Source organism: Leifsonia sp. McL0618 (assembly GCF_049994905.1).
In the GTDB taxonomy this organism is placed as follows: domain Bacteria; phylum Actinomycetota; class Actinomycetes; order Actinomycetales; family Microbacteriaceae; genus Diaminobutyricibacter.
On record NZ_CP188258.1, the window covers coordinates 2,622,400 to 2,636,368 of the forward strand.

Sequence of the window (13,969 nt, forward strand, 5' to 3'; positions counted from 1 at the left end):
GCGAGGCGCCGCAGAGCGACGGTCCGGCGGGATTATGCTGCGCGGCATGGACGCTTCATCGCGAACCATCAAAGCGGCCCTCCTCTACGAGGACGGGCTGACCCTCGACAGCGTCGTGCTCGTGCCACTGATCGGCGGATGCCCGCCCGGGCAGATCCGTGTCGCGACCACGTTCTGCGGAGCGCTGGCCTACGACGTCTACCAGCTCGAAGACGAGGCGGACTACTCGATGATGCCGGCGTACCCGTACCTCGCGACCATCCCTTTGACCACAGAGGACCTGCGGCAGGACGCCTGACCCTGGTTACCGGTTCGCGCGGGTCCAGTCGAGGAGACGATCGACCGGCCACGTCGTGATGATGCGCTCGGCGGGCACACCGTTCGCTGCCGCCCGCTCAGCGCCGTACGACAGGAAGTCGAGCTGTCCTGGCGCGTGGGCGTCGCTGTCGATGCTGAACAGGCAGCCCGCCGCGAGGGCCAGCTGGATGAGGTCGTCGGGCGGGTCCTGCCGCTCCGGCCTCGAATTGATCTCCACCGCGACGTCGTTTTCTGCGCAGGCGGCGAACACCCTGGCGGCGTCGAACTCCGATGGGGGCCGCGGCGCGCGAGAGCCGGAGACCAGCCGGCCGGTGCAGTGCCCGAGAACGTTCGTGTGCGGGTCCCGGATGGCTCCGAGCATCCGCTGCGTCATGACGATCGAGTCGGCGCGCAGCTTCGAGTGCACGCTGGCGACCACCACATCCAGCCGGTCCAGCAGTTCCGGTTGCTGGTCGAGGTCGCCGCCCTCGAGGATGTCGACTTCGATGCCGGTGAGGACCCTGACGCCGGTCTCGCCGAGGCCGGCCACGACGTCGAGCTGCTCCCTCAGCCGCTCCGGCGTCAGTCCGTTGGCGACCGTGAGGTTCGGCGAATGGTCGGTGAGCGCCAGGTATTCGCGACCGAGAAAGCGTGCGCCGTCGACCATCAGCTCGATCGAGGTCGTTCCGTCGGACCAGTCGCTGTGGCTGTGGAGGTCGCCACGCAGCTGTGACCGAAGGTCGGCGCCACCGGATGCGAGAGGGTGCGTGTTCCGTTCACGCAGGGTTGCGAGGCGGTCGGGGACCGCGCCATCCACCGCCTGGCTGACGACGGCGAACGAGCTGTCGCCGATGCCCTTCATGGATTTCAGGCGGCCGTCGCGCGTCCGCTCGGCCACCTCATCCGCATCGAGCCCTGCGATGATGGCTGCGGCCTTGCGGAACGCCTGCACCTTGAAGGTGGGGGCAAGCTCGCGTTCGAGCCAGAAGGCGATCTCGTTCAGGGCGTCAGCAGCATCCACTGCTCCATCTTGCACCCGTGCTCATACTCCCGAGCTCACAGGCCTCCCGCGGCCTTGATGGCGGTGCACTTTCGCCGCCCGCTTGCCCGGGTCTAGCGTGTGCGCAGGAGGTGCCCAGTGCTGCACACGAGCCTTATCGTCCTTCACGCATCATTCGCCGTCGCCGGTTTCGTCTTCGGATGCCTGGTCATGGCGACACTGCCCGCATCGTCCCGGTCGGGGCGGTTCGTCTCCTTCGACGCGCTCATCGACGCGGCGATGGTGTGCCTGATCGCAGTGGTCGTGCTCGACTGGTCGACGCTCACCGTCACGAAGCGCATCGCGTTCGGCATCCTGTCGCTGCTGGCCGTCTACCTGATCATCCGTGTCGAGCAGGCCCGCCGCTCACTCGCGCGGCAGCGACCGGGCTGGCGCAAGGCGTTCCTCGGGCACGTCGGCTTCGTGATGATCTCGCTCTTCGACGGCTTCTGCATCGTCGCGGCGATCGACCTGCGGATGCCGCCTGCGGTGATCGTCGTCGTCGCGGTGCTCGGCGTCGCGGTGGGCATCTGGGTGATCCGGCGGCTCGTGCGCCGCGAGGTCACCCGGGAGGCCGCGAGCGTATGACCCGGGTCATCCTCACCGGTCGGCCGTCTTTTGTCGCCTCGAGGTCCGGCGCGCGACAAAAGTTGACCGATCGTGATCAGACCGGGCGCGGCGTTGCTTGACGGCATCCGGGGCGCGTGATTGCATTACTTTCATTCCGACCACCGAAACCGTCCCCCAGAAGAGTGAAATGACCGAATTCCGCACTGCAGACCCCGAAATACCTTCGGAATCAGCAGGTGCTACGACCAGCGAGCCGACCCGAACAGACTCGAAGGAAACCGCGGGCGGAGCCCAGGACTCCCGCACGGCACAGATCTCTCTGCGGTCACTCCGCAAGACCTTCGGGGCGGTCACCGCCGTCGACAACGTCGATCTCGACGTCTACGACGGGGAGTTCTTCGCCATGCTCGGGCCGTCCGGCTCCGGCAAGACGACCGTGCTGCGCATGATCGCCGGCTTCGAGACCCCGACATCCGGAGCCGTCTTCCTCGGCGGCACCGACTCCACCGCGCTTCCCTCCTACCGCCGGGACGTCAACACGGTCTTCCAGGACTACGCACTCTTCCCGCACATGTCGGTCGCCAAGAACATCGAGTACGGACTCCTCGTCGACAAAGTCCCGAAAGCCGAACGCACCCGTCGCGTCGGTGAAGCCCTCGACATGGTGCGCCTCGGCGGGTTCGGGGAGCGCAAACCCAACCAGCTCTCCGGCGGCCAGCGGCAGCGCGTCGCCCTGGCGCGCGCCCTCGTGAAACGTCCGCGTGTGCTGCTGCTCGACGAGCCCCTCGGCGCGCTCGACCTCAAGCTGCGCGAACAGATGCAGCTCGAGCTCAAAGCCATCCAGCGCGACATCGGCATCACGTTCGTCTTCGTCACGCACGATCAGGATGAAGCCCTCACCCTCTGCGACCGGCTCGCCGTGTTCAACAACGGCCGCATCGAACAGCTGGGAGACGCGCGCGACGTATACGAGCATCCCGCGACCGCGTTCGTCGCAGGATTCGTCGGCTCCTCCAACTTCATCAACGCGGATGCGGCCCAGTCGGTCTTCGGACTGCAGGGTTCATTCGCCGTACGTCCGGAGAAGGTCGCCATCACGCATCGCGGCGAGCCTGTGCCGACCGGGGCCATGCGCGCCGACGGGATCGTGCGCGACGTCGTCTACGCCGGCTCGGTCACCCGCATCGTCACCGAAGGCCCGGCAGGTCTCGCGCTCAGTGCGACCGTGCTGAACGCCACCGGCGGCCTCGACCCGCGCATCCAGCGCGGGAGCGAAGTGACAGTGCACTGGCCGGATGCAGCCCTGCGCCGCATCTCGGACTGAGCCAAACCCGATCGAACCCGAAACACCGCATCACCGCACCACAGAACGACACCGGCAGCACACCCGAACAGCACCCCCACAGCAGAAAACGAGAGGCACATCATGAAGACGATGTATCGCACAGCGAGCGCCGGCGCAGCAGTACTGCTCGCCGCCACCATGCTCCTGTCCGGATGTTCGTCCAGCGCGACCACGTCGGGCACCCGGGCCCAGCCGCCGAAGGAGAAGATGCAGTCCTCCGTCGGCGCCGGCGAGGGACAGCTCAACCTGATCGCGTGGGCGGGCTACGCCGAAGACGGCTCCAACGACAAGACGGTCGACTGGGTGCACCCGTTCGAAGCCCAGACCGGATGCCAGGTCCACACCACCTACGGCGCCACCTCCGACGAGATGGTGCAGCTCATGCGCACCGGGCAGTACGACGGCGTCTCCGCGTCGGGTGACGCGACGCTGCGTCTGATCTATGCGGGCGACGTGGCCCCGGTCAACACGAAGCTCGTTCCCAACTACTCGACGATCTCGCCCTTCCTGAAGAAGGGCAACTGGAACTCGGTCAACGGCCAGATGTACGGCATCCCCCACGGATGGGGCGCCAACCTGCTCATGTACACACCGTCGACCGTGAACCCGGCCCCCACCTCCTGGTCGGCCGTCTTCAGCGACTCGAGCACGTACAAGGGCAAGGTCACCGCGTACGACTCCCCCATCTACATCGCTGACGCCGCGCTCTACCTGAAGGCGACGAAGCCGTCGCTGGGCATCACCGACCCGTACTCCCTCACGGCCAAGCAGCTCGCTGCCGCGGTCGCCGTGCTCAAGAACCAGAACGCGAACATCGGCGAATACTGGTCGGACTACACCAAGGAAGTCCAGGCGTTCGAGTCGGGCACGTCTGTCGTCGGCACCACCTGGCAGGTCATCGCGAACCTGATCAACTCCGACAAGAAGGTCAAAGTCGAAACCGTCATCCCGAAGGAAGGCGCGACCGGATGGTCCGACACCTGGATGGTCTCGACGAAGGCGAAGCACCCCAACTGCATGTACCAGTGGATGAACTGGATCACGTCGCCGAAGGTCAACGCCCAGGTCGCCGAATGGTTCGGTGAGGCGCCCGCCCAGACGCTCGCCTGCAAGGAGACGTCGGACCCGAACTTCTGCACCACCTACCACGCCACCGACGCCGCCTACGCGAAGAAGATCGCGTACTGGACGACCCCGACCAAGGACTGCGTCGACGGCAAGGGCAGTGACTGCACCTCGTACACCGATTGGGTGAACGCGTGGCAGCAGATCAAGGGCTAGCCGCAAGGCGACCCAGCTACCTCTCCACGAGGCCCAGGGCACGGCTGGCGCTGCTTCTCAGCGTCCCGCTGCTCTGGCTCGTGGTGATGTACCTCGGGTCGATCGCGGTCATGCTCGTGTCGGCGTTCTGGACGGTCGACGACTTCACGGGCGCCGTCGTCCACACCTTCACGCTCGACAACATCACCCGGCTGTTCACCGATCCGCTGTTCGGCGAGGTCGCGCTGCGCACCATCCTGGTCGCCATCACGGTGACGGTGATCGACGTTGTGATCGCCGTGCCGATGGCGCTCTTCATGAGCAAGGTCGCCTCGCAGCGCGGTCGCATCGCGCTCGTCGTCGCCGTGACGACCCCGCTGTGGGCGAGCTACCTGGTGAAGGCGTACGCGTGGCGCGTCATCCTCGCGCCGAACGGTCCGCTCGCGGCCGTGACGGGCGGGAACACCCCGGGCTACGGGCTCACCGCGACCATCATCACGCTCGCCTACCTCTGGCTGCCGTACATGATCATCCCGGTGTACGCCGGATTCGACCGGGTGTCCGACTCACTCGTCGAGGCGAGCTTCGACCTCGGCGCGAGCACGTGGCGCACGATCCGCTCGGTGGCGCTGCCGCTCGTGTTCCCGGCGATCGCGGCCGGCTCGATCTTCACGTTCTCGCTGACCCTCGGCGACTACATCGCGGTCGGGATCGTCGGAGGCAAGACCCAGCTGCTGGCGAACCTGATCTACGGCCAGCTCGTCACCGCCAACAACCAGCCGTTCGCGGCCGCCCTCTCGCTCATCCCGCTCGTCGCCATCGTGCTCTACCTGTTCGCGATGCGCCGCACCGGTGCCCTGGAGAACGTCTGATGAAACTGCCCCTCTCGCTGCGCGTGATCCTCACCATCTGCATGGTGATCGGGCTCGCCCTCCTGTACATCCCGCTGGCCCTCATCGTGCTGAACTCCTTCAACAGCTCGCGCACGTTCGGCTTTCCTCCGACCTCGTTCACGCTGGAATGGTGGCAGACGGCGGCGCAGAGCGGCGGAGCGCTGAGCGCACTGGGAACATCGATGATCGCGGGGCTGTGCGCGATGGTCATCGCACTGCTCCTCGGCACGATGGCGGCCTTCGCCGTGCAGCGGTTCGCGTTCTTCGGCAAGAGCACGATCAGCTTCCTGGTCATTCTGCCGATCACTTTGCCGGGCATCGTCACAGGCATCGCACTCAACGCGACCTTCGTGCAGGTGCTCGGGCCGTTCGGCGTCGCGCTGGGGCTCGCGACCGTCATCATCGGACATGCGACGTTCTGCATCGTCATCGTCTACAACAATGTGCAGGCGCGCCTGCGTCGGGTGGGAACTTCGCTCGAAGACGCGTCGGCCGACCTCGGTGCATCCGGCTGGCAGACCTTCTGGCGGGTGACCTTCCCGGATGTGCGCGGAGCCCTCATCGCCGGCGCTGTCCTGGCGTTCGCGCTGAGCTTCGACGAGATCGTCGTGACGACGTTCACGGCCGGGCCGGCCATCCAGACCCTGCCCCTGTGGATCTTCAGCAACCTGTTCCGCCCCAACCAGGCCCCCGTGGTGAACGTTGTCGCCGCCGTGCTGGTCGTCGTCGCGGTCATCCCGGTCTGGCTCGCCCAGCGTTTCTCCGGTGACTCCGCAACCAGCCGCGTCTAGCGCTGCGTCTGCCCATCGGAGCGTCGAGCACAGGAAAGGGCCCGCTTTCGCGCGCGGACGGGGCTGCTTTTTCCTGTGCTCGACGGCGTCCGCGGCCTTTCCGGGCCGCAGCGCGCTAGGTTCGTGGCCCCCTTATGCGCCACAATGAGCAGGTGTCCAAGAAGATCGATCGCGCACTCAAAGACCTCATCAAGGCACTGAAGAAACACGCCGAGGTCATGGGTGCTCCCCGTGTCCCCGTCAAGCGCGCACACAAGGCGAGCGCCCGCGTGCAGGCCGCCGCGAACGCCTATACCGAGGCGGTGCACCAGCGCACCGGCCTGGGGAGCCCATTCGTCGATCTGATCGAACCGGGCCTCGACGAAGACACCCTGCGGTCGCTCAAGAGCGAGCGGGATGCGGTGCTCCGGCGCCACAACGTGCGCCTGACCTGAGCGGCGACCCGGGCATCCGCTGATCGCAGGATCGGGCCTCTGCCCGACATCACCCGATGAGGGTGATGCCCGGATGGCGTGACCCCGGATACCTTCGAGCGACTGGCGCTTCTGTCGGGTCCGCATCGTTCGAAAGGTCAACCCCCGTGAACTTCTGGGATTTCGTCTCCTTCTTCTTCTGGACTTTCGTCTTCATCGCCTACCTGATGATCCTGTTCTCGATCATCGGGGACCTCATGCGCGACCACAAGCTCAACGGATGGTGGAAGGCCGTGTGGGTCATCTTCCTGATCTTCCTGCCGTTCCTCACCGCCCTCGTCTACCTGATCGCGCGTGGGCGCGGAATGGCCGAACGGCAGCGTGAAGCCATCCAGGCTGCGCAGTCCGACACCAACAGCTACATCCGCACCGTTGCCGGGACCTCGTCGCCGGCCGACGACATCGCCAAGGCGAAAGCGCTCCTCGACTCCGGCGCCCTCACCCAGGCCGAGTTCGAGAACCTGAAAGCCAACGCCCTGGCCAAGTCGGGCGCCCCCGCGGCGCCCGCTGCGCCAACCGTCTGATCCGGGTCGCCCGCTTCTACGAAAACAGGGTTGTTCCCGAAGAGACAAGCTCTTCTCGGGAACAACCCTGTTTTCGATGGGCTGTGCGGACGGGGTGTGCGGGTCGGGATCGACCCGCACACCCCGTCCGTGAGTGAGGCCTACGCGGCGGCGGGAAGCGCGACGCGGGGCTCTGCGACAACGAACAGCTCGCCGTCGCGCGCATCCACGTGCACCGCCCCGCCGTCGACCAGCTCACCGCTGACAAGCAGGTCGGCGATGCGGTCGTCGAGCTCGCGCTGGATGAGCCTGCGCAGTGGACGGGCGCCGTACTCGGGCTCGTAACCGTTCTCGGCGATCCACGCGACCGCAGCATCCGTCGCCTCGAACCCGACATCCCGCTGCTGGAGCCGCGCAGCGGTAGCCGCGAGCAGCAGGCGAACGATGTCGCGCAGCTGGGTGGTGTCCAGCTTGCGGAACAGCACGATCTCGTCGATGCGGTTCAGGAATTCGGGGCGCATCGCCTCGCGCAGCTTGCCCATGACGCGGTCGCGCAGGTCCTTCTCCGAAGCGAAGCCGCCGGCGTCACCGGATGCCCCGACGGGCACGAACCCGAGCGCACCGCTTCGCGACGCGAGGAACTCCGAACCGAGGTTCGAGGTCATGATGACGACCGTGTTGCGGAAGTCGACCGTACGACCCTGGCCATCGGTGAGGCGTCCGTCGTCGAGCACCTGCAGCAACACGTTGAACACGTCGGGGTGCGCCTTCTCGATCTCGTCGAACAGTACGACCGAGTACGGGTTGCGGCGTACGCGCTCGGTGAGCTGGCCGGCCTCGTCGTAGCCGACGTATCCCGGAGGGGCACCGACCAGACGGGCGACCGTGTGCCGCTCGCCGAACTCGCTCATGTCGAACCGCAGCATCGCCTTCTCGTCTCCGAACAGCGACGCGGCGAGAGCCTTCGCGAGCTCCGTCTTGCCGACACCGGTCGGGCCGAGGAACAGGAAGCTGCCGACCGGCCGGTGCTGGTCACCCAGACCGGTGCGGTTGCGCCGGACAGCCTTGGCGACCGCGGTGACCGCGTCGTCCTGTCCGACGACGCGCTGGTGCAGCTCGGTCTCGAGTCGCGCCAGGCGCTCACGGTCGGCTTCGCCGATGCGGCTGACCGGGATGCCGGTGGCACGCGAGATCACCGCGGCGATCTCCGGCTCACCGACGACGGCTTCCGCCTGCGGCTTCGTGCTCATCGTGTCGAGCTCGCGCTGCACGCCGTCGATCTCGTCGCGCAGGCGTGAGGCGTCCTCGTAGTGCTCCGCCGTGACGGCCGAGTTCTTCTCGGCCTCCAGGGTGGCGAGGCGCTCGAGCAGGGCGGATGCATCAACCCGCTTGCCGAGCGACAGGCGCAGCCGGGCGCCGGCCTGGTCGATCAGGTCGATGGCCTTGTCGGGCAGGAACCGATCGGACACGTAGCGCGCCGACAGTTCGACGGCTGAGCGCACGGCATCGTCGGTGTAGGTCACGCCGTGGTGCTCCTCGTAGACCTTGCGCAGGCCAGAGAGGATGAGTACGGCGTCTTCGATGCTGGGCTCGCCGACGGTCACCGGCTGGAACCGGCGCTCCAGCGCCGGGTCCTTCTCGACGCGGCGGTACTCCTTGAGAGTGGTCGCGCCGACGAGGTGCAGCTCGCCGCGGGCGAGGCGGGGCTTCAGGATGTTGCCGGCGTCCATGCCGCCGCCGTCACCCGATCCGCCCGCGCCGACGACCGTGTGCAGTTCGTCGATGAAGACGATGAGCTCGTCACGCCGGGCGCCGACCTCATCCATCAGCTTGGTGAGCCGCTCCTCGAAGTCGCCGCGGTAGCGGGTGCCGGCCAGCATTCCGGGCAGGTCGAGCGCGATGACGCGCTTGCCCTTCAGCTGGTCGGGCACGGCGCCGTCGACGACCGCCTGGGCGAGCCCTTCGACGATGGCCGTCTTGCCGACGCCGGCCTCGCCGACGAGGACCGGGTTGTTCTTGGTGCGCCGGGAGAGGATCTCGACGGTCTGCTCGATCTCGTCGAGGCGGCCGATCACCGGGTCGAGCTTGCCGTCACGGGCGAGCGCGGTCAGGTCGGTGCCGAACTGGTCGAGCATCGGGGACGCCTCGGCACCGCTGTCGGGTGCGGGCGAGCCGTCGGGCCCGACGCTGGTGGTCTGCCGCATCGCCGAGGTGAGCGCCTCAGCGGTCACGCCGGCGGACTGCAGCACCTGGCCGGCAGGCGAGTCCTGCACGAGCACGAGCGCGAAGAAGAGGTGCTCGGGGTCGATGTAGGTGGCACCGGATGCGCGGGCCACCTGGTAGGCGTGGAACAGCGCGCGCTGGGCGGATGGCGTGATCGACGCGGAGTCCGCGTCGACGAGGTCGCCGCTCTGCGGGAGCCGCTGCTCGGCGGCCGCCGCCACGGTCGCAGGGTCGACGCCGATCCGGCGCATCGCGTCGGCTGCGGGCTCCTGCTCGACCATCACGCGGAGGATGTGCAGGGAGTCCAGCTCGCGGTGGCCGTGCTCGAGTGCGAACCGTCCGGCCTCCGCCAGGATCTCCTGGGTGCGGCGGCTGAGGAAGCGGCTGATGTCGATCGAGCGCGCGGAACGCGCGCGCTCACCCGCGAGGTAACGCGCGAGGAACTCGTCGAACGAGTTGCCTGCGTCGCCTTCGGGAGTGAAGTTGTCGGGCACGAGATCTCCTGGTTCTTGAAAGTTGAGTCGTGTACGCTCAACTTCAACAACCGGGACGTGCGGTTATTCCCGCGAAATACGCTCAATGTCGCGCGTCGCGAAAAACACGAGGAGCGCAAACGCGATCCTTCCTTATTTGCACTTATCGGATAAACGCAAATATGGGTTATCGTTATTTCCATGTCGGAACTGGTTCGGAGCGATACCTCGTGGCCGGCGCTCACCTCAGAACCGCGACCCTGGACGTCTCGATATAGCCGTGATGATCTCACGCGGAGCCAGTGGGAGAACAGTCGCGGGCCATACCGAGCGGCCATCACTCCTCTCATCGCCGAACTCGCTGTTCCGGTGAGCGCGGACGTGGCGGCGGAGTCAGCTGAGGCGTCAGCGCTGCTCACACGTTTTGACGCCGAGATGGGCACTGCAGTGCTCCCGTTCGCATCCATCCTCCTGCGTAGCGAGTCAGCGTCCTCTTCTCAGATCGAGAACCTCACGAGTGGAGCACGCGCCATTGCCGAAACCGAACTCGGCGAGCGCGACACCGGAAACGCATCGCTCATCATCCGCAATGTGTACGCGATGCAGGCTGCGCTGTCCTTGTCCGATCGCATCCACAGCGACAGCATCATCGCCATGCACGCCGCGCTGCTTTCCGACCACGTCCCGGAAATCACCGGCGCCTTTCGGGGCGAGCAGGTATGGATCGGCGGGTCAAACCTCAGCCCCCACGGCGCCACCTTCGTTCCTCCGCACCAAGACCGCGTTCCGGCAGCCATAGACGACCTCGTCGCGTTCATAGGCCGAACAGACGTGCCTCCTCTCACCCAGGCTGCGGTCGCTCACGCGCAGTTCGAGACAATCCACCCCTTCCCCGACGGCAACGGCCGCACTGGTCGCGCCCTGGTTCAGGCGATGCTCCGCAGTGCCCGCACAACCACAAATGTTGCGGTTCCGGTCTCTGCCGGACTCCTGCGCGACGTGAACGGCTACTTCGACGCACTCGACGCATACCGAAACGGTGAACTCGATCCGATCGTGAGAGCTTTCTCCGCAGCGGCAGGGTTCGCCGTCCGAAACGGACGCGCCCTGGTTGCGGACTTTCAGCAGATCCGTCTCGACTGGCAAGAATCCCTGTCCGGGATACGGTCCGACCACTCCGGCCGCCGACTCGCCCTCCTCGCGATCGAGCACCCCGTCATCAATGGCCATCTCGCGACCGTCAGTCTGGGTATCTCTGCCGCGTCGGCATATCGCGCACTGGACACGCTTGTAGAGCGCGGAATCCTCCACCCCACCAACTCGAAGAAACGGAACCGAATCTGGATCGCCGACCGAGTGATCACGGCGCTCGACGCGTTCGCCGCGCGAGCGATTCGTACCCAAGCCGTTGCCTCGTCCGGTGAACCGGCGTCGGGCGACCCCTCCGCTGGAACTACCCCGTCGACAGCCTGACAGGCGAGTCCGTCGGCGCCTGAGACCCTTCGCCGGGCGCAACTGCGGTCACGATCGCGTTCGGGTCGCTCCTGCCTGTGCCCTTGACTGTCACGTTCGTGAAGCCGGCCGCAGCCAGCGAAGACTCGGCATTCGCCACGGTCTGTCCGACCAGCCCGCTCGGGATGGTCCCCGTGGCGCCCGGGGTCGCGGTCTGCGCGCCGCTTCCGTTGCTCACCTGGATCGTGATCGAATCGCCCGAGCTCACCTGGCTTCCGGCCGACGGGTTCGTCGACGCGACCTGACCGGCCGGCTGCGAACTGTCGACCGGTGTCGCGTCGATCGTCGCGGTGAGGCCGAGGTTCTGCAGTTCGGACTGGGCCGCCTGCGGGGCCTGGCCTGAGACATCCGGAACAGTGAGCTGCGTGCCGTAGAGCTGCGCATCCGACGGAGCGGTGAAGGGGTTACCGCCGTAGACGGCGTTGATCGCCTGGAGGATCGGCCGCGCGATCTCGAATTTGACGTTGCCGCCGCCGACACCGTTGAAGGTGAGGCTGCGCAGCGGGGTCGCACCGGAGACGTTGCCCACCCAGGTCGCGGTGGACACCTTGCTGGTTGAAGTCACGAGCCAGTTCTGCAGGGAGTTGTCGGTCGTGCCCGTCTTGCCCATGATCGGCACGCCATCCTGCGGGTTCGCGCTCGCTGCCGTTCCTCCCCCGCGCAGCACGCCCTGCAGGGCGTACGTCACGCCGGCTGCGATGTTCGGGGCCAGCCCCTGCGTGCACTTCGACGGGGTGACGGCGTGGGCCGACCCGTCGGCGTTGACCACCCGGTCGATCGCGATGGGAGTGCAGACCACGCCGCCGTTCGCGATGCCCGCATAGGCGGTGGCCATCGTCAGCGGCGAAATGTAGTTGGTGCCGAGCACCATCGATGGAAAGGAATTCAGCGGATTGTGCGTGGACGCCGGATGCACATCCAGACCTTTGGCTGCGTTCAGGATGGAGCACAGGTCGAGCTTCGTCGCCATCATCGCGAAGGCCGAGTTCACCGACGCTGCTGTCGCGTCCAGCACCGACAGGTAGCCGGCCGAGCCCTCATCGTTGGACACCTGCCAGTCCGGCCCCGCGATGTTGGCACAGGTGTTCGTGAAGTCGGAGGTCGGGAAGTCGAAATGAGTCGCGTCGATCGTCTCATTGAGACTGTGCCCGGCTTCGAGCCAGGCCGCGAGGTCGAAAGCCTTGAACGTCGAGCCGGTCTGGAATCCCTGCGAGCCGCCGTACGCCTCATCCGTGTTGTAGTTGACGGCCGTCGTGCCGGGGACGCTCTGGTCGGTGTTGTTGAACGAACGGTTCTCGACCATCGTGAGGATGCGCCCCGTGCCCGTCTCGGTCGAGACGTTCGATGCGCCGAGGTCGATGCCGGATTGCGACGCTGGAATGTAGGAACTCAGAGACTTCTGGGCGGCCGACTGCAGGTCGAGGTTGAGCGTGGTGTAGATCTTCAGGCCACCACGGTTGAGTGTCGCCCACCGGTCGGACGAGGTCGCGCCGAACGCCGGGTCGTTGAGCACGACGTCGCGCACGTAGTCGCAGAAGAAGGCTGCGTTGTACTGGGCGGCTGTGGCACAGCCTGACGTTGTCGGCGAGATCACGGGCTTCACGGGTGTCGCCTTGGCCGCCGTGCGCTGTGCCGCTGTGATCTTGTGGTTGACGTACATGCGGTCGAGCACGTAGTCGCGGCGTTCCTTGGTCAGCTTGTAGCCGTTCGCGGCTCCGTTGGCTGTGTCCTTGGGCTGGTCGATGCGCAGGTTCGACGGATTGTTCAGGATGGCCACCAGGGTCGCCGCCTGCACGACGTTCAGCTGCGAGGCCGAGGTGCCGAAGTAGTAATGCGCCGCGCTTTCGATCCCGTAGATCTGGCCACCGAAGCCGACAACGTTGAGATAACCCATCAGGATCTGGTTCTTGCTGTACTCCTTCTCGAGCCCGACGGCGTATCGCATCTCCTGTACCTTGCGTGTCAGGGTGACCCCCGCTGCGTTCTGGTAGCAGGACTGCACCGCTTTCGCATCGGTGAGGGCGTCGCACTGCTGTACTTCGACGTTCTTCACATACTGCTGGGTGATGGAGGAACCGCCCTGCAGCGAGCCGCCGCTGACGGTCGAGAGCGCTCCGCGCACCGTTCCGAGGATGTCGACGGCGCCTTCCGAATAGAACCGCGGGTCCTCTGCGGCGATCGTCGCATCCTTGACGGTCTGCGCGACCGCGTTCCACGACACGTTCACACGGTTCTGCGCGTAGAACGACGCGATCGGAACCTCGACTCCACCCTTCTTCGCATAGAGCGCCGAGTCCTGTGCGAATGGTGCGATCTTGAGTTCGGACGGGAGCTGGTTGAAGCCGTTGATCCCCGCAGACGCGGCCGCACCCACTCCCAGAAGACCCGGGAGCACGGCGGCCGCCACCAGCACCGCAGCCATCAGGCAGGCGACGCCGATCTGTGCGAACACGCCCAGACGGGTGCGCGCGGGGGTGATCTCGTAACGCCGCAACGGGTCGAGCCGCCGGGAAAGGTCGGCCATCCGGTCGCGACGGAAGGAGTGCGGGGAGGTGTCCACGCTTCCACCGTCCCACCGATTTCCTTGTGT

At 66.4% G+C, this 13,969-nt stretch carries 12 protein-coding genes; 9 read left to right on the forward strand and 3 right to left on the reverse strand.

From position 1 onward, the window contains the following. The first annotated feature begins 46 nt into the window (after positions 1-46). Positions 47-298, forward strand: a complete 252-nt coding sequence (locus ACPPVQ_RS12595) for a hypothetical protein (protein ID WP_426515441.1) — start codon at positions 47-49, stop codon at positions 296-298. 6 nt (positions 299-304) lie between these two features. Here ACPPVQ_RS12595 and ACPPVQ_RS12600 read toward each other — a convergent pair whose 3' ends face one another. Further along, complete coding sequence (locus ACPPVQ_RS12600) at positions 305-1,318, reverse strand: PHP domain-containing protein (protein ID WP_426515442.1); 1,014 nt, start codon at positions 1,316-1,318, stop codon at positions 305-307. A 117-nt stretch (positions 1,319-1,435) separates the two neighbouring features. On the opposite strand from ACPPVQ_RS12600, the gene ACPPVQ_RS12605 reads away from it, so the two are divergent. The 7 genes from ACPPVQ_RS12605 to ACPPVQ_RS12635 all read left to right on the forward strand — a co-directional run bounded on the left by ACPPVQ_RS12605 (position 1,436) and on the right by ACPPVQ_RS12635 (position 7,192). After that, positions 1,436-1,924: a hypothetical protein gene (locus tag ACPPVQ_RS12605; RefSeq protein WP_426515443.1), complete on the forward strand. Its 489-nt coding sequence runs from the start codon at positions 1,436-1,438 to the stop codon at positions 1,922-1,924. A gap of 169 nt (positions 1,925-2,093) precedes the next feature. Further along, the gene (locus tag ACPPVQ_RS12610; protein ID WP_426515444.1) at positions 2,094-3,230 is read left to right on the forward strand and encodes an ABC transporter ATP-binding protein; all 1,137 of its coding nucleotides are present in this window, start codon (positions 2,094-2,096) and stop codon (positions 3,228-3,230) included. A gap of 102 nt (positions 3,231-3,332) precedes the next feature. After that, the gene (locus ACPPVQ_RS12615) at positions 3,333-4,532 is read left to right on the forward strand and encodes an ABC transporter substrate-binding protein (protein WP_426515445.1); all 1,200 of its coding nucleotides are present in this window, start codon (positions 3,333-3,335) and stop codon (positions 4,530-4,532) included. Continuing rightward, positions 4,511-5,383 carry an ABC transporter permease gene (locus ACPPVQ_RS12620; protein ID WP_426515446.1) on the forward strand — a complete coding sequence of 291 codons (873 nt, stop codon included), beginning with the start codon at positions 4,511-4,513 and terminating at the stop codon, positions 5,381-5,383. The genes ACPPVQ_RS12615 and ACPPVQ_RS12620 overlap by 22 nt, the downstream gene beginning before the upstream one ends. Continuing rightward, positions 5,383-6,195, forward strand: a complete 813-nt coding sequence (locus ACPPVQ_RS12625) for an ABC transporter permease (RefSeq protein ID WP_426515447.1) — start codon at positions 5,383-5,385, stop codon at positions 6,193-6,195. The genes ACPPVQ_RS12620 and ACPPVQ_RS12625 overlap by 1 nt, the downstream gene beginning before the upstream one ends. Positions 6,196-6,347: 152 nt before the next feature. Further along, positions 6,348-6,629, forward strand: a complete 282-nt coding sequence (locus ACPPVQ_RS12630; protein WP_426515448.1) for a hypothetical protein — start codon at positions 6,348-6,350, stop codon at positions 6,627-6,629. 146 nt (positions 6,630-6,775) lie between these two features. After that, positions 6,776-7,192 carry an SHOCT domain-containing protein gene (locus ACPPVQ_RS12635; RefSeq protein WP_426515449.1) on the forward strand — a complete coding sequence of 139 codons (417 nt, stop codon included), beginning with the start codon at positions 6,776-6,778 and terminating at the stop codon, positions 7,190-7,192. A 140-nt stretch (positions 7,193-7,332) separates the two neighbouring features. Here the strand turns inward: ACPPVQ_RS12635 and ACPPVQ_RS12640 are convergent, their stop codons facing one another. Next, the gene (locus tag ACPPVQ_RS12640) at positions 7,333-9,888 is read right to left on the reverse strand and encodes an ATP-dependent Clp protease ATP-binding subunit (protein WP_426515450.1); all 2,556 of its coding nucleotides are present in this window, start codon (positions 9,886-9,888) and stop codon (positions 7,333-7,335) included. Positions 9,889-10,236: 348 nt separating this feature from the next. Between ACPPVQ_RS12640 and ACPPVQ_RS12645 the strand changes: the two genes are divergently transcribed. Beyond that, on the forward strand, positions 10,237-11,340 hold the full coding sequence (locus ACPPVQ_RS12645; protein WP_426515451.1) for a Fic family protein: 1,104 nt from the start codon (positions 10,237-10,239) through the stop codon (positions 11,338-11,340). Here the strand turns inward: ACPPVQ_RS12645 and ACPPVQ_RS12650 are convergent. Beyond that, complete coding sequence (locus ACPPVQ_RS12650) at positions 11,321-13,939, reverse strand: transglycosylase domain-containing protein (protein WP_426515452.1); 2,619 nt, start codon at positions 13,937-13,939, stop codon at positions 11,321-11,323. The genes ACPPVQ_RS12645 and ACPPVQ_RS12650 overlap by 20 nt on opposite strands. Positions 13,940-13,969 lie beyond the last annotated feature (30 nt).

Bases quoted from the DNA above. Each gene is read 5' to 3' on its own strand.
- ACPPVQ_RS12595 (WP_426515441.1), top strand. From the start codon at position 47: ATGGACGCTTCATCGCGAACCATCAAAGCGGCCCTCCTCTACGAGGAC.
- ACPPVQ_RS12610 (WP_426515444.1), top strand. From the start codon at position 2,094: ATGACCGAATTCCGCACTGCAGACCCCGAAATACCTTCGGAATCAGCA.
- ACPPVQ_RS12615 (WP_426515445.1), top strand. From the start codon at position 3,333: ATGAAGACGATGTATCGCACAGCGAGCGCCGGCGCAGCAGTACTGCTC.
- ACPPVQ_RS12625 (WP_426515447.1), top strand. From the start codon at position 5,383: ATGAAACTGCCCCTCTCGCTGCGCGTGATCCTCACCATCTGCATGGTG.